Annotated in this window: 16 protein-coding genes and 1 riboswitch; of the genes, 2 read left to right on the forward strand and 14 right to left on the reverse strand. The window is 38.2% G+C overall.

Features of this window, described 5'->3' with window-relative positions; genetic code table 11:
• Nucleotides 1–18: 18 nt before the first annotated feature.
• The 4 genes from FBQ94_RS01315 to FBQ94_RS01330 all read right to left on the reverse strand — a co-directional run bounded on the left by FBQ94_RS01315 (nucleotide 19) and on the right by FBQ94_RS01330 (nucleotide 7,325).
• Complete coding sequence (locus tag FBQ94_RS01315; protein WP_007222469.1) at nucleotides 19–924, reverse strand: hypothetical protein; 906 nt, start codon at nucleotides 922–924, stop codon at nucleotides 19–21.
• Between the two features lie 671 nt (nucleotides 925–1,595).
• Entirely contained in the window at nucleotides 1,596–3,368 is a 1,773-nt protein-coding gene (pilM, locus tag FBQ94_RS01320; protein ID WP_007222470.1) for a pilus assembly protein PilM, read from the reverse strand.
• Between the two features lie 135 nt (nucleotides 3,369–3,503).
• A riboswitch (cyclic di-GMP riboswitch) is annotated at nucleotides 3,504–3,623 on the reverse strand.
• Nucleotides 3,624–3,751: 128 nt separating this feature from the next.
• Entirely contained in the window at nucleotides 3,752–4,690 is a 939-nt protein-coding gene (miaA, locus tag FBQ94_RS01325) for a tRNA (adenosine(37)-N6)-dimethylallyltransferase MiaA (RefSeq protein ID WP_007222471.1), read from the reverse strand.
• A gap of 67 nt (nucleotides 4,691–4,757) precedes the next feature.
• The gene (locus tag FBQ94_RS01330) at nucleotides 4,758–7,325 is read right to left on the reverse strand and encodes a DNA internalization-related competence protein ComEC/Rec2 (protein ID WP_007222472.1); all 2,568 of its coding nucleotides are present in this window, start codon (nucleotides 7,323–7,325) and stop codon (nucleotides 4,758–4,760) included.
• A 544-nt stretch (nucleotides 7,326–7,869) separates the two neighbouring features.
• On the opposite strand from FBQ94_RS01330, the gene FBQ94_RS01335 reads away from it, so the two are divergent.
• The gene (locus FBQ94_RS01335; RefSeq protein WP_007222473.1) at nucleotides 7,870–8,424 is read left to right on the forward strand and encodes a Uma2 family endonuclease; all 555 of its coding nucleotides are present in this window, start codon (nucleotides 7,870–7,872) and stop codon (nucleotides 8,422–8,424) included.
• An 18-nt stretch (nucleotides 8,425–8,442) separates the two neighbouring features.
• Nucleotides 8,443–9,582 carry a glycosyltransferase family 4 protein gene (locus tag FBQ94_RS01340; RefSeq protein ID WP_007222474.1) on the forward strand — a complete coding sequence of 380 codons (1,140 nt, stop codon included), beginning with the start codon at nucleotides 8,443–8,445 and terminating at the stop codon, nucleotides 9,580–9,582.
• Nucleotides 9,583–9,644: 62 nt separating this feature from the next.
• Here FBQ94_RS01340 and FBQ94_RS01345 read toward each other — a convergent pair whose 3' ends face one another.
• The 10 genes from FBQ94_RS01345 to FBQ94_RS01390 all read right to left on the reverse strand — a co-directional run bounded on the left by FBQ94_RS01345 (nucleotide 9,645) and on the right by FBQ94_RS01390 (nucleotide 20,242).
• A complete protein-coding gene (locus FBQ94_RS01345) occupies nucleotides 9,645–10,433 on the reverse strand; it encodes a glycosyltransferase family 2 protein (RefSeq protein ID WP_007222475.1) in 789 nt (262 codons plus the stop codon).
• Nucleotides 10,434–10,529: 96 nt separating this feature from the next.
• A complete protein-coding gene (locus tag FBQ94_RS01350) occupies nucleotides 10,530–11,597 on the reverse strand; it encodes a glycosyltransferase family 9 protein (protein ID WP_285441938.1) in 1,068 nt (355 codons plus the stop codon).
• A gap of 135 nt (nucleotides 11,598–11,732) precedes the next feature.
• Entirely contained in the window at nucleotides 11,733–12,524 is a 792-nt protein-coding gene (locus FBQ94_RS01355; protein ID WP_007222477.1) for a class I SAM-dependent methyltransferase, read from the reverse strand.
• A 15-nt stretch (nucleotides 12,525–12,539) separates the two neighbouring features.
• Complete coding sequence (locus tag FBQ94_RS01360) at nucleotides 12,540–13,463, reverse strand: hypothetical protein (RefSeq protein WP_007222478.1); 924 nt, start codon at nucleotides 13,461–13,463, stop codon at nucleotides 12,540–12,542.
• Nucleotides 13,464–13,495: 32 nt separating this feature from the next.
• Nucleotides 13,496–14,098, reverse strand: coding sequence for an FkbM family methyltransferase (locus FBQ94_RS01365; protein WP_007222479.1), 603 nt, complete (start codon nucleotides 14,096–14,098; stop codon nucleotides 13,496–13,498).
• A gap of 73 nt (nucleotides 14,099–14,171) precedes the next feature.
• The gene (locus FBQ94_RS01370; protein ID WP_285441940.1) at nucleotides 14,172–15,557 is read right to left on the reverse strand and encodes a flippase; all 1,386 of its coding nucleotides are present in this window, start codon (nucleotides 15,555–15,557) and stop codon (nucleotides 14,172–14,174) included.
• Nucleotides 15,558–15,629: 72 nt separating this feature from the next.
• Nucleotides 15,630–16,616, reverse strand: coding sequence for a GDP-L-fucose synthase family protein (locus tag FBQ94_RS01375; RefSeq protein WP_007222481.1), 987 nt, complete (start codon nucleotides 16,614–16,616; stop codon nucleotides 15,630–15,632).
• Nucleotides 16,617–16,833: 217 nt separating this feature from the next.
• Nucleotides 16,834–17,976 (reverse strand): GDP-mannose 4,6-dehydratase, encoded by a 1,143-nt coding sequence (gene gmd, locus FBQ94_RS01380; protein WP_007222482.1) that lies wholly within the window; start codon nucleotides 17,974–17,976, stop codon nucleotides 16,834–16,836.
• A 455-nt stretch (nucleotides 17,977–18,431) separates the two neighbouring features.
• Nucleotides 18,432–18,662, reverse strand: coding sequence for a Sec-independent protein translocase subunit TatA/TatB (locus FBQ94_RS01385; protein WP_007222483.1), 231 nt, complete (start codon nucleotides 18,660–18,662; stop codon nucleotides 18,432–18,434).
• Nucleotides 18,663–19,246: 584 nt separating this feature from the next.
• Nucleotides 19,247–20,242 (reverse strand): RluA family pseudouridine synthase, encoded by a 996-nt coding sequence (locus FBQ94_RS01390; RefSeq protein ID WP_040544706.1) that lies wholly within the window; start codon nucleotides 20,240–20,242, stop codon nucleotides 19,247–19,249.
• Between the last annotated feature and the right edge of the window lie 25 nt (nucleotides 20,243–20,267).

Here is a 20,267-nt window from a genome sequence, read left to right on the forward strand (position 1 = left end):
TGCGGTAAGCACTCTTACTTATGTTTTATAGTCAATAACATACGCATCAATAGTAACACCAATCACGGGATACGATACGGAATGGTTAGTATCCCGGATTAAAATATTTTCATCTTCGCCTGGTGAACCAGGATTAAGATTTTTATCTGTACTTACGATACTAATGCCCTCGATAACAAATGGAATATCCGATCTAAGAATTTCATACAAGAGGAATTCTATACAATCCGCCCGTAACTCAACGGCAAGGGTAACAGGCACAACGGTATAAAGATGCGCAAAAGAGGAATCATACGAAGATGATACTTCCCGGAAACGAATCTCTTTAATTCTGGTAATTCCTGTGGTATTTGTAGCAACATGAACGAGTGCTTCTATGATCCAGAAATTTTTTTGTACTGGTAAGATAGTATCCCACACCGGGATGTCATATCCCCAGCTTTGAAATGGCAAAACACCTTCACTTATAGCGATATTATGTGCCCGTATCTTTGCTAATAATGCGGAAGTTCTTTTTACATACTCATTCTTCCAGAGCGCCTCATCCTCTATTTTCGTAAAACCTTTTTCTGTATCTCCTATTACAAAAAGAGTTTCTAACAGATCATCTCTTCCTTTAAGAAAGGATCTGCATTTTCCAATTTCTTCTTCATATAGATCTTTCTCTAATTTTTTTGACTCAATCCATGTATTGTTGTAAATATTTTTTTTTAAAGCATATTTTTCCAATGCAACGGATAAATCCTCCAGGGCTTTGTGACTTATTCTGTATTGATTTGAAAGTGGATAGATATATACAAATAACAGAATAATCAAGCTAAGAAAAACAATGCTCATAGCTATCCAAAAAACTAATCGTCCGGAAAAAATACCCGAAAAGATATTCTTTAATTGTGAGAAATTTAGACCTTTGCCAATCTTCATACATGAGGCCTTCTATAACTTTTATCTCTTATTAAATTAATATGTAGGGCGAGGCTTTAACCTTGATTCCCCTCATACGCATCAAGCTAAGAATTTTTTATATTCAAAAGCTTTATTACGAACACTCTCTTTTACCCCTTTGGTGCTGTTGTTATGTTATGACTTATTTCCAAGGCCTTCAGCCTTGGCTATACACTTTCAGCTCTTCAGGCCTATGATGGTTCTTGTAACTTGTAGTAGCTTAATCGCTTGTAGTAGCTTGTTCCCAAACTCTTCCCCATTTACATGAGGACATGGTTTGGGAACACAATTGCCGCGAAACTCTGTTTCGGGAATCCAGAGTTCTGAGAAATCATACGATCAGGTACTTCTTGATTCGGGAAACAGAGTTTCTCGAACATGCGCGTTCCCAAACAGTCAGACCGGGTCAAATGGACATTCTTTGTTCATATATAGAACTTATTAATTTATACACTACAATATACTGCATAGAAAATGCGGTTAAAGGCTCATTTGACCCAGTCTGAGTGTTTGGGAACAAGTCGGGTAGCACTTAGCTGATGCATATGCGCTTCCTCCCCCGGCTGAATACATACACAGGGTTAGTAATAAGGCCAGTACCAGACAAATACAAACCCATAGAGACACAAGATTTTGCGTCTCTACGTAACTTATGATCTCTCAGAGGAAGTTGAAGTTCCAGGTACTGCTAACAGCTTTTCCGTTTCCAACTGTATCTCATGGTGTGATTTTATAATCCAACGTATTTCAAAGCTGATATAACCTTCCCGTTCATCCTTATGTTCTATCTGACGACATGAGCCTGGAACAATTTCTACGTTTTTGAATGCCGGAACTTTTTGATCAAAAAGGGTTACCCCCTGAAGGGGTCTCAGGATATGTTCTTCTATAAAACCCATACTTGGATCTCTGCTTTCTCCTTTTATATCCATGAGAAGCAGTTTTTGGGAAATTGCAGGTTTTACCGGCGTGTTTGTCTTTTTAGTTTGAAAAAATACTGATGATGTCTGTTTCTCATTAGTTCCAATCTTTACGGTATCCGCATCTACCCATGAGGATTGTATACTCGTTACCGATACATTATCGGGTACCAAAGCCAGTAGGGTATCCAATACTTCCATCCAAAAAAACCGGGAAGAATCAATAGAGGAGATAAGATCCAGCGCAGATTTGCTTGTTTGTGCCTGGGCCTCAACATCCTTATATCTCCCTTCAAGCCCTTTTATATTTTGCAATATTTTTTGGTGATAATTCTGAGAATTATTCAGATGATTAATTTGTATATGTAATCCACAGTATTGAACAATAAGTGACAAAGCAAAACAGCCAATACTGGCTACGGCATAAGGCTTTTTCTTAGATATCTCGGCCGCTTTGATTAATTCCGGTGGTAATAAGTTTATCTGTATTCTGCCTAATTTCAGGCCTTGCAGCGCCAGTCCTAAAGCAGTGTTTAAATTCACCAGGTTCTCGGTAAAACAGGCAGGATTAATAGTATCTGATACTTTTAGATTGTTCAGGACATTAAGAACTTTTACCTCATATTTAAAATTATCGGCTATAAAGTTTATATTGAGTGGATCTTTAAATTTGCTTCCCGTTAAGAGAAGGGTTTTAAAGCAAACAGTATCTTTCGTTAAGGATTTATAATATTCCATCGATCTCTGTATTTCCTTCACAAGATCAGTATTTATTGTGGAAAAGGAGACGCTTCTCAACCAAAGATGTAAGTTGTCAACAATGATCAAATCCGTATTTTCAGTTTCTCCATGTATGATTATCGTTGCACCTCCGATGTGCCGATCAAAAAGAGCAAGGTTGTAGATAGCCAGGGGTGTAACCTGTAAGGCGTTTATCCTGGGTTTAAGGGATGCAATATTTGTCAATATATAATCAAGCGTCGTTCTTTTTGATGCGAAAAGTCCAATTTCTATGCTTTCCATATTGGGATTTATATCAGATAGCTGCTGGTAGCACCATATAATATCTTTAAAATCAAAAGGAATTTGTTGTTTTGCCTCGTAATTAACAATATCTTTTACTTGTTTCCGGTCTACAGGGGGAATGCTGATAAATCGGGACAATATAAAATGTCCTGGGATAGATACCAGAACAGTATCTGACCTGGCAATACGATGCTTTGCCAGAAAAGTTTGAATAGCCTCTTGAATGTGTATTGATTGTAAAAGATCTCCATTCGGCGGTACTGGAGAATATTCAATAACATCAAAGTCTTCCACCCGTAAACAACCAGATGTTTGTGCAATCTTTACTGCCTTAAGAGCATAGCCACCAATGTCTAAGCCCCATGCAGCTTTTGTCTTATTCTCTGTAAAGACCTGTGAGAGTTTTCGAACCTGCGACAGCTTCCGAATAGGTAAGCTAAACTTTTTGAAATCAGTTCGTAAAAAAGGAAGTCTCATATTACTGTTGTGAAAGAGAAAGATTTCCGTGCATCAGGGTAAATTCTATAAAAACAAAAAAGCCTTACTCCGAAAACGTGTATACAAACAGTTTCGACAGTAAGGCTCTTGTTTGTTTTATCTGTATTCATCATGTTCGGTAGTAGGGCTATCTTTAATTCATAGGAGAAACGCATCATGATGCGTTTCTACCGGTATAATTAAAGATCCTTTACTTTGCGTCCCCTGATCACTCAGGGTTTGCCTTTATCGTTCTGTATCTATGATCCAGATGTTTGCTTATATAACATCCGTGATGTTCTAAGTCAAACAAAAACTGGAAATACTTTAGACTATGAAATCTCCTTAAACTCAATTTCTCCGGGAAAACTGTCTCTTCGGGTTCATTTATTTACCCTACCTGTAAATTGCTCAAGTACCCTTTCTGACAGACGTATTATATCATTATCCGGGGATACATGAACCCAATGGATGTCTGAAAAACTCCGGAACCAGGTCATTTGCCTTTTTGCAAACCAGCGCGTTCTTTTTTTCATTACCTCTGTAGCCTCATAAAGGGTATATTTCCCACTGAAATAGTTAATAACCTCTTTGTATCCGAGCGCCTGAGAGGCCTGTTTACTTAACCCCGACGGATTATGTAATAAAGTCCGTACTTCATCTATAAGTCCACGAAGAAGCATACGGTCTATACGTGCTTCTATACGCTTATACAAGATATCACGATCGTGTTCAAGAGCAACTACCAGGCAATCATATTTCGGATTCTTATGGCCAAATTGAGTTTGAAAAGAAGAGATGCGCTGCCCTGTCGTCTTATACACTTCCAGCGCCCGGATAACCCTTTTTTGATCATTCGAATGTAGCTTAGTGGCAATCTCGGGATCTACCTCAATAAGTATTTTGTGAAGGTAATCGGAACCTTTTTCTTCGGCAACGGATCTTAAGTAGTTCCGGTATTCCCAGTCCGCAGGTGGCCCCTCAAATAAACCGTCTACAATAGCCTTTAAATAAAGAGCTGTTCCACCTACAACCATACATGGTTTGCTCTGTTGATAAAGTCTGGAAATAACTCCTTCTAAATCTTTCACATATTGTCCTACGCTATATTCCTCCCACGGCTCTACAATATCAATTAAATGATGCGGAATGGTATTTCTTGCGGTACGAGAAGGTTTTTCTGTACCGATATCCATACCCCGATATACCAACATAGAGTCAGCGGAAACTATTTCAGCACCAATACTCTCTGCAATCTTTAATGCAACATCCGTCTTCCCGCTCGCCGTAGGTCCTGTAAGTATCCAAATAGGAATAGCCATAAGAGTTGTACAAAAAGTATATTTTCTCTAAAAGAAAGGATTAAGAGCTAAAAATTCATTACTTTTGCTATTGTAAATAATTTACAGGGAATGTGCACGTATAAAAATAACGGTAGGAATAATCCTGCGATTTTTTTTCGTGAAAAGAAGAGTATGTTACCCCGTTCTTATCTATGGTAAATGTTACAGCCCCTTCACGATGCGCCTGCAAGGTTTTGATATGATTCTTTTGCAAGATATTCAGCGTAGTATGAGAGGTAATAGTGTTACTTGAATTAATAAAGGAGTATACTGGTTGCACAGCCTTAATAAACAGTTCCAGGTTATGGAGAGAGGAACCGTGATGAGGTATCTGAAGTATTGTCGACTTGATTCCTTCCGACCTTGATAAGATCGATTCTATGCCCTGTTCCTGGATATCAGCACACAGAAGTACTGTATGTCCAAGGTATTCAATTTTTAAAACACATGAATTATCATTTATTGGGGTAGTACGAGAATGAAAAGGCGGAGGATGTAATATTTTTACCACTGCCGGCTCAAAACCTTTTAAGTCATCGCCGGAAGAAAGAACATCGGTACAAATATTCCTTTTATCAAGCATGGAGAGTATTCTTTGACCCACATTTGATGAGAAAAGATGGCGCTGTGAATAAACAGATTTTATAGAAAATCTTTCAAGAAGAGATGGCAGGCCGTTCCAGTGGTCCTCGTGCCCGTGAGAGAGAATTATCAGGTCAATTTCTTTGATCTTTTGTCTCCATAAAAAGGGAGCTACAATGTATCTTCCCACATCATGATTTTGCCACGAGCCAACATCATACAAGATATTTTTCCCGTTTGGAAATTGAATAAAGGTAACTCCACCATGCCCTACATCTAAACAGGTAATCGTTAAAGAATTTTTGGGAAATTTGAGTATGCCGGCAAAAATCAAAATATGAGCACTCAGAAGACCCCATATCACAATTCGGGCAATACCCAAAGACAGATAGTTGTGATAGAAAAGTAATACAATACCTGTGTAATAAAGAATAATTTCCATCTGTGAAGGTCCAACAACATAAAAATACGAGCATGGTAAGGATGCCAGGCTTGAGACAAGTGATTCTAATACTATATCTGTATGAGATGCCAGCCATGCAGATGTCGCTGCCAAAGGAGGGCATATTATCCCCAGCGTCAATAGCACGATACCACAAACGATGATGACCCAGAATAATGGGAATACCAGGATGTTCGTGATAGCTATAAACGGTGTAACAAGATGAAAATAATAAGCCGTGAGAGGTACGGTCGCCAGCCATGCAGCAAGAGAAATACAGATAGATTTACGAAGATATTTTTTTAGAAAAAATAACCGTCCCCGCTCGGTCTTTCCTTGTAGTTTCTCTATAAATAAAGCAGTTTTAAATACTGTGCCTTCAATTTTTGATGGTCCATAAACAATACCCATCGTTGCCAATACCGATAGCTGAAACCCGATATTAAAAAGATCTGATGGATTCCTTATAAGGATAAAAAATATGGCGGTAAAGATACCACTGGTAATATCCCACTGCCTGCGTACTAAAAAGCTACAGAAGAAAATAATGGCCATGATACTGGCGCGCAGCACCGGTGGGTTAAGCCCGGTTAAAAAGGCATAGAGAATAATGATAATAAGGATAATCCCTGTTGATAGTGTTTGATTGATCCCGAATAAACGCAACGGCAAAAGCACGGTAAAAACTACAATCCCTACATTAAAACCGCTAATGGCTATGAAATGGATGATGCCTGTTTTCATAAAGTTATCAATCACCTCGCCTGAGAGGTCAACCCTGTTGCCTAATAATATGCTGCTGATCAAGGGCGCACTGTTGCTGAAGGTATGGGCATAAATGGTATTATTCAGGTAATTGTTTAACGCAGAGAGAAAACTATATATCCAATTCGTATGATACGAGTCTTTGACTTTTATATTATTCGTATGTACCACAGTCATTAAACACCGGATTGATGGCAGTTGCCCCTGCAAATATCTTTTGTAATCAAATTCACCCGGATTGGCAGGAGATTTTGGGAGGAATGCATAACCAAAAAGCTCCAACCTCTGACCATACACTAACTTGTTTAAAACAGGGAGGGGATGGCCTGTTTGTATAAGTTGATCTTTTGATAGATAGAGATTCACTTTGATAGCGCCGGATATGCTTTTCCATCCCGATAGAGTTTCTATTTTTTCTGCCTGGAGAGTAAAAGACATCTTATAGTCCGGTTTATAAAAAGTGTGTTTTGGTTGGAATTGAAGTAACCGCTTAGTTAAGGTATCCTCATCCAGGATAATGGGCGGATTTATAATAATTCCTGTAATGCGTTGCAGGGATTTCCGGGTAGTTAATACATGCTCAATATGATTGACGGGAAGAGATTCAGTACGGCAATCATAATATGCCATTGATATGGCAATAAGAAGGATAGGCAAACAGGGAAGTAAAAATACCGTAAATTTGTGGAAGCATAAACACAAGAGGCAAAATATCCACAAGAGAAAAACTACGGTGAGCGTAATAGAAACAGAAATCTTTGTAAGATATCCTAAATAGATACCACATACAAACAATAGCGTAATAAAAACAATAGGACGCTTCACGGTACAATTATAGTATAGATGTTGTACAGTAAAACCTTATGTGAGAAGCAACTGAAACATCTTAATCCCCCCTTGATCCCCCTTTAAAAAAGGGGGAAATGTAGGTGTTTCTTTCGTTTTGGAAATTGGACTACGGAGACAAGAATACCACCAGGTGAGAGGATAAAGCAAGAAATTTCCTAAGTATTTCAATGGGGAATGAATTTCCTGAATATTTAAAATAGGCCTTCGGCTACTTTTGTTTTGCGGCCAGGCGTAGGGGCGAAGCATTTGCCGTTCAGCGTATACATAGTATTTTAGGCCAATAACGGCAAATGCTTCGCCCCTACAATATTTTATCTTTTATCAAACGTAGGGCAAGGCTTTAGCCTTGCTCCCCACCTTCAGCATATTTTATTTCAAAGGCGGAGCAAAAATGTTATAATCATCACGAAGGTCAATAGCTTCATGAACAAGCCCTCTGAACAATAAAAAAATCGAAGCGCTCTTTTCATCCTCGGTCTTAACCTCAATTTCTCACAACAATGCCTTACTGGAGATAGCCATGCTCAAAACCAGAATAACATACACCTACAACGATTATGCCAACATGGACAACGATAAAAGATATGAACTGATGGAGGGGGAATTGTATATGGTACCGTCACCTGGTTTTTATCATCAGACTATCTCAATGAATATTTCTCATCCTCTGAGGAAATTTGTTAAAGAAAACGATCTCGGTATCGTTCTCTATGCCCCTTTTGATGTAGTCCTATCAGAAACTAATGTAGTACAACCAGATATTATCTTTATTTCCAAAGAAAGAGTAGGGCTGATAACAGAAAAAAATTTACGAGGCGCGCCTGATATAGCTATTGAGATCTTATCCGGGAAAACCAGCGAAAGGGATAAGTTAGTGAAAAAAAGACTTTATATGGATCACGGTGTAAAGGAATTCTGGATAGTTGACCCTGATAAGAAGACTATCGAAATTATGGTATTGAAAGAAACAGGCTTTGATACCGTTGGCATATATTTTATTGATGATGAACTTACTTCACCTCTTTTACAAGGTTTCAGGCTTAATCTAAAGGAAGTATTTTTATCACAAACGTGATGTACCTAGAAATACCATATGAAAATTGCCATTAATACAACTTCTGCTGTTGCAGGAGGTGGTATCACATATATCAAAAGCCTTTTAACCTACTTATCAAAAATAGATACCCATCATCAATATCTTGTACTGACGACATCTACCGGAAAAGAAACTTTCTATTTTCAGCATCCCAATTTTACCTTTATATCTTTTAGAATACCCTCAAAAAATCCTCTTTTACGTATTTTCTGGGAGCAATGTATTTTACCCTCCTTTTTAAAAAGAGAAGGAGTAGACGTCCTTTTCTCTCCTGGTAATATATGTCCTTTCTTTACTACAATTCGAAATGTAGTCATGATACAAAACGTTGAACCATTGAGTGATAATCTTTTGATAGAGAGGGGCTTAATCCAAAATATAAGGCTCAGACTATTAAAACAATTAACTCTACTATCAATTAAAAAGGCACACCGTGTCATTTTCCCTTCAAAAAAGGCACGTACCCTTATAGAGAGAACTGAAGTTTCTATTAAACATGCGGGAGTCATTTACCACGGCATTAACAAAGAAATATTTCGTCCTTATAGCGAAGATACTATATTGCATCGATTTAAAAAAAAATATGGTTTAAAAAAATTTATTCTTTATGTATCTCATATCCAGCGGTATAAAAATTTTTTGGAACTTACAAAGGCGTTTATACTGCTGAGAGATAAAATAAGTGATGATACTCAACTTATTTTTGCAGGAGAGTACTTTGACAGGGAATATTACAACGAGATGAAGGCTTTTATAGCAGAGCACAGGTATGAGAACCGCATTATTTTTTTAGGTAATATTCCTTATGAGGAATTACCTTATCTCTGTTCCGCCTGTATACTATTTGTTTATCCTTCAACCTGTGAATCGTTTGGGATGACTCTGGTAGAGGCAATGGCCTGTGGTGCTCCGGTACTTGCCTCTCATAGAGAGCCGATGACAGAAATATGTGGAAATGCAGCTATATATTTTGATCCAACCGATCCGGATGAAATAGCTGATGTGATATTGAGAACATTAAAGAATCAAGAGTTAATCTCCGCATTGAGGAAAAAAGCAATAGAAAGAGCAAAAGCCTTCTCGTGGGAGAATACAGCTATAAATACTTTAAAAATTTTTGAAAGTAGTGTTCTATGAAGTCTTATAAACACCAGTATATCTTGCTATTTTACAAAATTTTCTTTTCAATAAATCCTTATCTATCGATAGATACGCTTTCTCCATAGATAGCTTCTAAAAGCAGATAAAGTTTTTCCTCCAAAAATTTTTAAAATTATCGTTCTTGATACATACCGTATAAAACTGTTTGTGCACGTAAGAGATTCGCTAACAACTGATGAAAGTCTATATGACCTCCGAATTGTCCAATCATCGAAGTTAAAGGTTGTACCCTTTCCATCTGCTCGCATACGAACAAGAATGTCGTCAAGTATAATCCATGGAACATTAGCCCCAAGACATTTCAGTACAAAATCATAATCAGCACCGAATCTATAACGAGTATTAAAGAGCCCTATGCGTTCGTACACATTACGCCGTACGAATGTAGCCGGGTGTTGAATAGCCATACTCTTACGGGAATGGAGCAAACTCGATTTCAAAACTACTTTGGCACCACCAGGGGAATCTTCCCAGACCTCTATCGATCCGGAAACTATACCAATATCCGGATTACGTAAGAATACAGAATTAATCCGTTCCAGTGTACCCGGTAACCAGACATCGTCGCTATTGAGGATAGCAATAATATCACCGGTTGCACGTCTAATACCCTTGTTCATGGCATCATATATGCCATTATCTGGTTCCGATTGCCAGCCCGCCATAGCTGTCGGATATCTTGCAACAATAGTTTCTGTATCATCTGTGGATTTTCCATCTTGTATAATAATTTGAAAATCAGGCCAATTTTGGTTAAATATACTCTTAAGTGTATCCTCAATAGTCCTGGCGCTATTAAAAGTGGGAATAATTACACTAATTTTCATCTGAAGATTTTAGAGTCTTTTAAATCATGCATATAGGGTTTATTAATACATCCTCGAAATACTAAATATCTATTGGTAATAGCGAAAGCTCAAGCATCATATCATCGGAGATCTTTCGCGTTTTAACATCTTTATGGTTTCATCCCAAACAGTATTTACTGAAATTTCTGTTATACAAGGTGCAGCGCTTCCTTTTTGGATAGGATAAATACAATGCCAATTACACCCAAAACAATCCATTTTATGAATAACTGCCACAGGTAGTATCTTTTTTGTTTCCATTTCCAAACGGTATGGCATAAACCGTCCAAAATGTCCACCGCCTAAAATACACACAGATGGTGCTGATACTGCTGCAGAAATATGTATAGCACTCGTATCATTCCCGATCACAACATGTGCGCCACGGATAATCACAGCTAACTCTTGCAAAGAAGTGCGCCCTACCCAGTTCTGCAGTGGAACATCTACACTCTGTACTAGCCTCTTACCCAATAACTCTTCTCCTGGTCCACCGCATACAACCCCAACCCATCCAGTGCTCCGGTAAATTCGCACTGCTAACTCCTTGAAGTGGGATAAAGGCCATTGCTTAATCTCTGCACTTACACCAGGAAACAGTATGTAATAATTCTTAATGTTAATATCGACTGACATAACACAGGATGATGGCAAATCAGGAATGCCAGCCTTGAAATCTGCCAAACCAAGCCCACGCATGAATTCAGCATTACGCTCTAATTCCATGAGTGGTTCTTTGGTTGCTGGTATAAGCCGGGTATACCAGCGGTCGCTAATACGCTTTTGCCATGGATTTATATTTGAGTAATTCCCTTGAGAACCGATCTTTTCTTTTGCACCACTAATTCTTACTATGGCATCACCGAATAAAAATTCACGTGAGAATGCAGGCTGAATAACCGTATCAAAACCAGTCTGGCGAACTTTTTTCATCATCTTGAGACGATAGGGTATGTTTCTCAAAAATTTTTGTCTATCAAGCAACCATACTTCATCAAAATAAGGTATTTTTTCAGCAAGAGAGATCCATGCTTGATTTCCTAATAATGTAATTCTATTTTCTCCTTCAGGAAACAACTCCCTAAACCTCTTTGCTGCATCGAGCCAAAGAATAAAGTCACCGATGGCGTCAAATCTAACCAAAAGAATATTTTTTTTTAATTTTTCATGCCTCTGGCTATAAAAAATCAAGACGGAACTATCGATTAGTAACAGGAGTTTACAATAGACTAATCTCAAAATCTTTAGAGTAAATTGCATTATTTTGAATTATTTTAGTTATGTAGTGACTCTTTTATAATCAGCTTGGATCAATGATCTCCAGTTAAAAACCATATTAACTAAAGCAGCCACTTTGTACCTAGATAGCACGTTAAATAAAAATGGTGAAATCTTTTTCTCAGTCAACAGATGAAAAGATCTCCCGTTAGAGTATATATTTAAATTGAATTTTTCTGCTATAACGGACAATGACTTTTGGGAATAAAAAGACACATGCTGCCCGTGATCAAGACCGTAATACCACCAGTCATTTGGCTTTGGAGTATTTGCGGGAACTAACTGAGTAGTAAAAAGGATATTTCTGGAGAATGATAGCATTTCTTGTATTTCATCGATTGGGCTTGCCAAATGCTCAAAAACTTCAAATGCTGTAAGTAGCTCATAGTGACAATTTCCATTAGTCTTAGCTTCAAAATCTTGGGCAAAAAGATTAGGGCAATATTTATCATAATGATAAAAATCAAGTCCAATATCTCTCATCATACGGACAAATAATCCATAACCCCCTGCGTAATCAATAAATTTTACATTTCTGTTAAAAAAGGCAAACACAAGAGTCTTTACTATACTACAGAGGGTTATACTCCTGCTGACCAATCCTATGTCACTTCTATTGATCACATCAGAATACGCCTCATCAATCCAATACGGCTCTTCTGTTTGAATGAAGCCACAATGGGTACATCTAAAATATTTGATATCGTACTTCTTCAGAACCTTAGCTCTTGAAAATTCAAGGGATTCTAATTCACAAATTTTACAATTCATAGATAAAGTATCAGATTCCAACTTTAAGAAACCCCTTTATAACTTATTTAAAATTTTCTTAAATTTATTTATCACCCTTATTGGTATAGAGTTAATTGAGAAGTGAACTCGTTCTGTATATTTATCTGCCATTGCGTCACGTATTAAATATCGTGGGTGTAAGAGAGGAAACTCAAGGGATTCTGCTCTCATATTGGCAAAAGCATTTTGTCCGGTTGTATGTGTTGCCTCTGTACTAAATCCTATATTCGATACCAGATTTGAATTTGGTAGAATAGATAATGCCCCTTGCATCCAGCAAGCAAAGGTCCATTGATAGTCCCACGTATCAATCTCACCCTCAAATGTTGCTTGAAAAACCCCTTCCCAGTGTTTGGCTAATCTTGAATCTCCTAGGATATCTTCGAGCCATTTACCATCTCGAATTAAGGGCCATGCGCTCATCTCAACATTATAATATTGCCATGCCCTGCTCCAGGAAGCCCAACCCCATATATGGTTATATCGGGAAAAATAGTAACTATTGTTTGTCCGCTTTTTGCCAAATTGGAAATTTATACCACCAATCAGAGCAATACGCTCATCACTCCGATACTTTTCTAATAATTCTCCACAAAAGCGAAAGAAGGTTAGATGTGGAAGACAATCATCTTCAAGGATAATTGCCTCTCCAACGGTATCGAATACCCAGTCTAACCCGCTCGATATGCATTGCTTACAGCCCATATTTATATCGGAGTAATTTTTCAATACTTCACAATCCCAATCTACCCGATCAATAATTGCACGAGTTGCCGCACACTTTTCCACTTCACCAGGGCGATCTGTACGGGGCCCATCAGCAACAACCAATAGCTTCGGCGGTTTCGCCTGGCGAATAACTTCGAAGACCTTTTCCGTAGTATCAGGTCGGTTAAAAATAAGAAAGGCGACAGGTGTTTTTAACTGCCAACCGTCCATATAAAAACTTTGATCCATTGTGTTAAAGAGTACTATTTCAGATAGTTTGATTTATCTTTAAAAAATACTGTTAACACCGATTTAGCATAGAGTTCATAATTTTTCCCAATTATAAATTTGTATAAATCACTATTTTGAATTTCATTTATATTTGAACCGTAATGTTCAACTAAAAGGTACTCTGGTCTAAAAAGTTCCCAATTATTTGATTGGACTACTTTCAAATCGAATCCTTCAACATCAATGGACATGAAATGTATTTTCTTGTTTTTAGGTAAAATATTCCAAAGTATTTCTTTTAATTCTTTTGTGACAATTTTTTGTTTTTTTACTACATAGTAGTCATTATTTGTTCGCTCAAGAACAAGCTTACTGTCAAATGTATTAAGTGCTACCTCATTAAATATGTAGAAAATCACCTCTTCCTTTTCGTTTGATACAGCTGCTTCTATATTTATATCTCTAGGCCTTATTTTGTTAAAAAGACTCATACTGCCAGGCATCGCATCTATATTGATACCAGACCACCCTTTCTTATAAAAATAGAAAGTATTGGAAAAACGCTTCGGATGATGGGCACCAACATCAACATAAAATCCGTTTTCAACGTTTTCAAATATGCGGCGTAGGATCATATCCTCTCCTTCCTGGGAATATGATTTTATAGCATACTTATCAAAGCAGCTTAAAATAAACTCTTTAATTTTATTACTTAACCATATGAGAGTTATGTTCTTGATACTTTTTCCCACCTAATACCCAAAGGTATTTAATAAAAAATACAGATTTGGTTTGATAAAAAAAAATTGGCCTTGTTTTGCCATTAAATAAATTTGAGATATAAGCTGAAAACGCATAGGAAATAATCGTAGCAATGGCGGCTCCGATTATAGAAAATAAAGGAATTAGAATAAAGTTAAGAACAATGTTTATAATAGCCCCGACAATCGTTCTCATTAAGGAAAGCCTAGTGAGATTTTCTGCTAGATCCCATGGACTTTGTGCAACTCCCAAAAAAACGAACAAGGATGCCCAAATATGTATAGACAAAATAGAACCCGATGCCTCAAAACTTTTACCAAAGAATAGTATGATAACAGTTTTAGACAGAAATGTCATCAGAATGGCTATAGTTAAAGCTAAAGCTGTCATTAAACTAAATAACTTTTGCAACCTTCTATAGTATAGTTTTTCGTCTACACTTCTAGCTCGGATTATGGAAGGAAATACAGATGAAACAATCGCTGTTGGAATAAAATACCATATCTCAGATATTCTAATTGCAGCCGAATAAATACCTACAGACTCATGGCCAACCATTTCTCCGAGCATTACCTGATCAATTTTCATATATATTGCTATAGAAAAACCTGCAAGAATTAACGGCCAACTATCCCTAAGCAGCTTCTTTCCCCATGAAAAGCTCCACCACCAAATTTTTGGTGTATAGCCGTATAATTTACAGGCAATTGTTAAACCCACCGCACTAAAGATGATTTCTGCTAATCCAGCAAATGCAAAAGCAATTAATGGTGCCCTAATGAGAATTAGAACAACTTTTAAGAGAGCAATGAGTAAGAAAGCAGCGTTCTTCGCATAAACAGTGTATTTTGATTGTACCTGTGATTGAAACCAGAAATCAATAGTATCAAACGACTGAAAAATCATCCCGAACGCTATAATACCAGCTAGCCAGTGGATTAGATTATCATGAGGATGAAGAAAAAAAATAGTTCCTGTTATCAAGAGGAATGTTAACATCCCTCCTACAAGTTTGAGTATAAAGGCAGTACCAAGTATCTCATCCTTACAAGATGGGTATCGAACAATATCCCGTACCACAATTCCATCTAATCCTAATGTAGCAAATGCACCAAATAATGAAACAAAAGCGATTGCATAGCTATAGAGTCCAAATTGCTCTGGCCCCAGATACCGCGCAATCCATACTCCAACAAACAACCCAACACCCATACGCAATATCTTATCAATAAATAGCCAGCCAGTATTTGCCAGTATATTCTGTAAATTAACACGGCCTTCTAATCTGACACGAACGAAGGATGGCAGGAATTTCATTAAGGTTTGATTCATTTCTGCAAGGGGGAAAAATATCAATTGACTTTTTTTTGTATTTTGTGGGGTTATTATCTTAGTTATAATTACTTACCTATTTTCTCTATACCATATAATTGTTCGCTTCAATCCTTCCTCAAGAGGTATCTTTGCCTTAAATCCGAATTCTTCATAAGCCCTGGAAGTATCCAGTTTTCTTCTGGGCTGACCGTCAGGCTTCGATGTGTCCCAGATAATTCTTCCCTTAAAGTTCATTAAACGCGCAATCAGATCCATGAGATCTTTTATGGAAATCTCAAACCCTGCGCCAAGGTTAACAGGTTCCGGCTTATTGTACCGCTCAGCAGCAAGAAGGATTCCCTCAGCAGCATCTTCCACATATAAGAATTCTCTCGTAGGTTTTCCTGTTCCCCAAACAATGATAGAAGGTTGAGGAAGTGCAGGCTCAGAGGATTCAACCTTGTCCTTAGCCTTAACCTTAGCCTCAGAATACCTTGCCTCTGCACATTTTCTTATAAGCGCAGGAATGACATGGGAAGAGTCTAAGTCAAAATTATCCCCCGGCCCATAAAGATTAACGGGTAAAAGGTAGATAGCATTAAAACCGTATTGCTGCCGGTATGCCTGTGATTGTACTAAAAGTATCTTCTTTGCCAGACCGTAAGGCGCGTTGGTTTCTTCCGGATAGCCATTCCATAAATCCTCTTCTTTAAAAGGTACAGGGGTAAATTTTGGATAGGCACAGATAGTGCCAATGGTTACAAATTTTTCTATACCTGAACGCCTTCCTTCTTCCATCATCTGAACCCCCATCATCAGGTTATCATAAAAAAACTTACCCGGGTTTGAGCGGTTAGCACCTATACCGCCAACCTTTGCTGCGAGGTGAATAACAATATCCGGTTTGGTATCTTTATACAGCCTTTTGCATGCATCACTTTCAACAAGGTCATAATCTTTGCTTCTTGGTATACCTATATTGGTAACGCCTCGTGCTTTTAATCTTTCCACAACGAAGGAACCAAGAAACCCGGCGCCGCCGGTAACTAAAATTTTTTTGTTTGTCCAGAAATTCATCTGGTGTCCATTTAGGTTAAGGATAAGGTTGAGGATAAGGTCAAGTTTTCTTCTCTAAAGAGTTAATCAGAGAGTTTAACTCTTTCCATATTTCCTCAACAAGGTTCGATGAACCCTCAAATTGCCAAACAGGCATTTCTTCGAATGAATTATATCCCATATTGCTCGTGCTTTCAGGTTGGGTTATTTGACTTTAGCTTAAACCTCAGCCTAAGCCTTAGCCTAATATAAACTTATTCTCCGTCCAATGTATCCCTTTTTCTTTTAATGCCTTCTTCCCTTCACCGGGGGTATTCATGCCGATAAGTTCCATATCAGAATCAACCATGATTTTAATAAGCTCTTCAAAGGTAACTTTTGGCACCCAGCCTAAATTCTTCTTTGCTTTGATAATATCAGCCCGTAAAAAATCGACCTCTGTCGGCCTGAAATACTTAGGGTCTATTTCAATAAGCGTATCTCCGACTTTTACATGAGAAGCTAAAGTTTGAAGACGACAGCTTAAAGATTTTACTATACCCTTCTGATAAGCCTCCACACCTTTCCATTCTATTTCGATTCCGGCATATTTGAAGGCAAGCTCCACAAATTCCTTTACTGAATGGCTTTCACCGGTGCCTATTACATAATCATCCGGTTTATCCTGCTGAAGTATTAACCACTGACATACCACATATTCGGGAGTAAAACCCCAATCCCTCTTTGCCTCGAGATTTCCTAAATACAACTTTTTCTGTTTTCCCGCAATTATATATGCAATTGCCCTTGTTATCTTCCTCGTTACAAAGGTCTCGCCTCTCCTTGGCGACTCATGATTAAATAGTATTCCATTACAGGCAAACATATGGTATCCATCCCGATAATTGACCGTCATCCAGTAAGCATAGACCTTAGCCGCAGCATACGGACTTCTTGGCCTGAAAGGCGTTATCTCGTTCTGAGGAGCCGGGGCATCCCCAAACATTTCGCTACTGCTTGCCTGATAAAATTTGGTTCTAATTCCACTTCTCCGGACAGCTTCCAGTATCCTGGTAGTGCCTAAACCGGTAATATTTCCCGTAAATTCAGGCATATCGAAACTCACACGCACATGGCTCTGAGCCGCTAAATGATAAATCTCATCAGGCTGAATATTGTAGACAAGATTCGTTACCTGTCCTGAATCAGAGAGGTCTCCGTAGTGAAGGAAAAGACGTGCCTGGGGATCATGAGGGTCGAGATAGAGGTGATCAATCCTGTCAGTATTAAAGGTACTGGAACGACGAATAAGACCATGGACCTCATAGCCATTCGACAGGAGAAACTCTGCCAGATAAGAACCATCCTGGCCTGTAATTCCCGTTATCAATGCCCTCTTCATACTATTTTTTTATATTTTCTCTAAAATTTTCTGGTAACAATTCCGTTTTTTGAAAAACCCAGATATCTGGTGGAGAAATGGAGAGTAACACACCCACGATTCAAAACTTCAATCTTTTAAATATTTTTAAACAAACTGTCAACAAAAATTAAAATTTCCATAGCGATTTACACCATAGACGAATAAAAAAAGCTATCTTACAGAGTCAAAACGACTACGCTAAGATAGCTTTTTCTAACCAATAAATATTTACTGATTGGTTTTCTAAAAAACGACTTTTTATTTACGAGATACAAATGCTACTTATACTTTCCAACTCTTCTGCCCTTGCATCCCATTCTCCCATGGTTTGCCCGTTTACTACGCCATGTTAATCTTATTCTTCTCTTATCTCTCATGTTAATTACTCCTCATTTTACCTTTCTCAAATTTCAGTATGGTATTATCTTCTTAATTTAGGCTTCTTGCTTATTTTCCTGTTTGGTAACTTCTTTCTCAAGAGTTATCTTCTGCGTACTTTTATTGCTGGACTCTTCTACATCTTCCTCGACTCCCTTTACACCTTTCTTAAACTCAACAATACCACGCCCCAGCGATTTCATCACCTCAGGAAGTCTCTTGCCAAAAATCAGCAGCGCTACAATCAGGATGATAAGCCATTCCCAACCACCTGGCATACTAAACATATACATGCCTCCTTATATAAAATTCTAAGAACAACTATTTGTGATTATATCCGTAGACCGATAAAAATCAATGAATTTTCAAAAATAACCTTTCGCCGGTTCAATCGTCTTCGATTGGAAAGAAACACACCCCCAACCCCATAAGCGTTACCTTAAGCAGTAAAATAAAATTACCTTGTGACTATAACCGCATCTCTCAGGTTGAACACGGACAAACAAGTTTGTCCGTGCCACCCCAAATACTGCTTAAGGTAACGCTTATGCCCTCAGATCTCCCTGTCAAAGCTTATCCTTACCCACATCTTTAGAATACCATGAAGAGATGTCTGGCCAGAGGCATCCCTATAGAAATTTTTATTCTCTTTAAACCTATTCCAGGGTGGCACTGACAAACTCTGTTTGTCAGTGCCACCCTGTAGAGTCTTATCGCACTACTCAAATTTACCTCTCTGTCTTGTGGGTAAAGATAAGCTGTCAAGTGGGAAGTATAAAAGTCCCCTCTTGGGAGGGGATTTAGGGGTGGGTAATGGCTATACTTATCTATGCATAGCTTTACCAGCACAATTTTGTATAATTACATAATATTAATTTCTCTGAGGTCTTACTTCCCTCAATGTCTTAATAAGAAGGGATATATCGTCCGGAACATCTACCTGAAATTCCATTCTCTTATTTTGTATAGGATGGAAAAACTCGATCTTGTGCGCATGAAGTGCTTGCCTTTCGATAATGGGGACCTCACCAGGTTCTCTCTCCTTCTGCAACAGGTCTGAAAGATAGCAGGATTCGCTGCTACTGTACATAAAGTCAGCAACAACAGGGTGCCCTATTGAACGCATGTGTACACGAATTTGATGAGTACGGCCTGTTTTGGGCATAATCTTTACCAGCGTATAACCACGGAAACGCTCTAATACCTCATATACCGATACGGCTTCCTTACCAATATCGCGCCGTATTGCCATCTTTTGCGGCTCATTTTTATGCCTGCCAATAGGTAAATTAATCTCATCCGAATCCAGGTCAAATTCACCCTCCACTACGGCAAGATACTCCTTTTTGACATACCTTTTTTCAAATTGCATAGCAATGTGCGAATGGACAGCATCACTTTTAATCGATAACATAATCCCGCTCGTATCTCTGTCCAACCGGTGCACAATACCCGCTTTTAACGGTCCATTAACCTGTGAAAGGTTTTGACAATGAAAGGCAAGCGCGTTTACCAGCGTTCCGGAAGGATGCCCACCTGCAGGATGTACAACCATATCATACGGTTTATTAATGAGCATTAAGTAATCGTCTTCATAAACAATGTTTAAAGGAATATTTTCAGGAACGATCTTGCTTTCCTCAAGAACGGGTAAACGAACAGAGATAGTATCTCCCTTCTGGATATCGTAACTGCTCTTGACTGAACGCCCGTTGACTACTACAGCACCTTCTTTTACTAATTTTTGAATAAAGGTCCTTGAATAGTCAGGGAGACGCGCGGCAAGGTATCTGTCAATCCTTCTGTCCTCAAACGTCTTTTTTATCTCGAAGGTTACTTCTTTTATTTGGGTAATTTCTTCCAACATAGCATGCATTGTGGATGAAAGAATA

This window comes from Candidatus Jettenia sp. AMX1, assembly GCF_030263775.1.
Lineage (GTDB): Bacteria > Planctomycetota > Brocadiia > Brocadiales > Brocadiaceae > Jettenia > Jettenia caeni.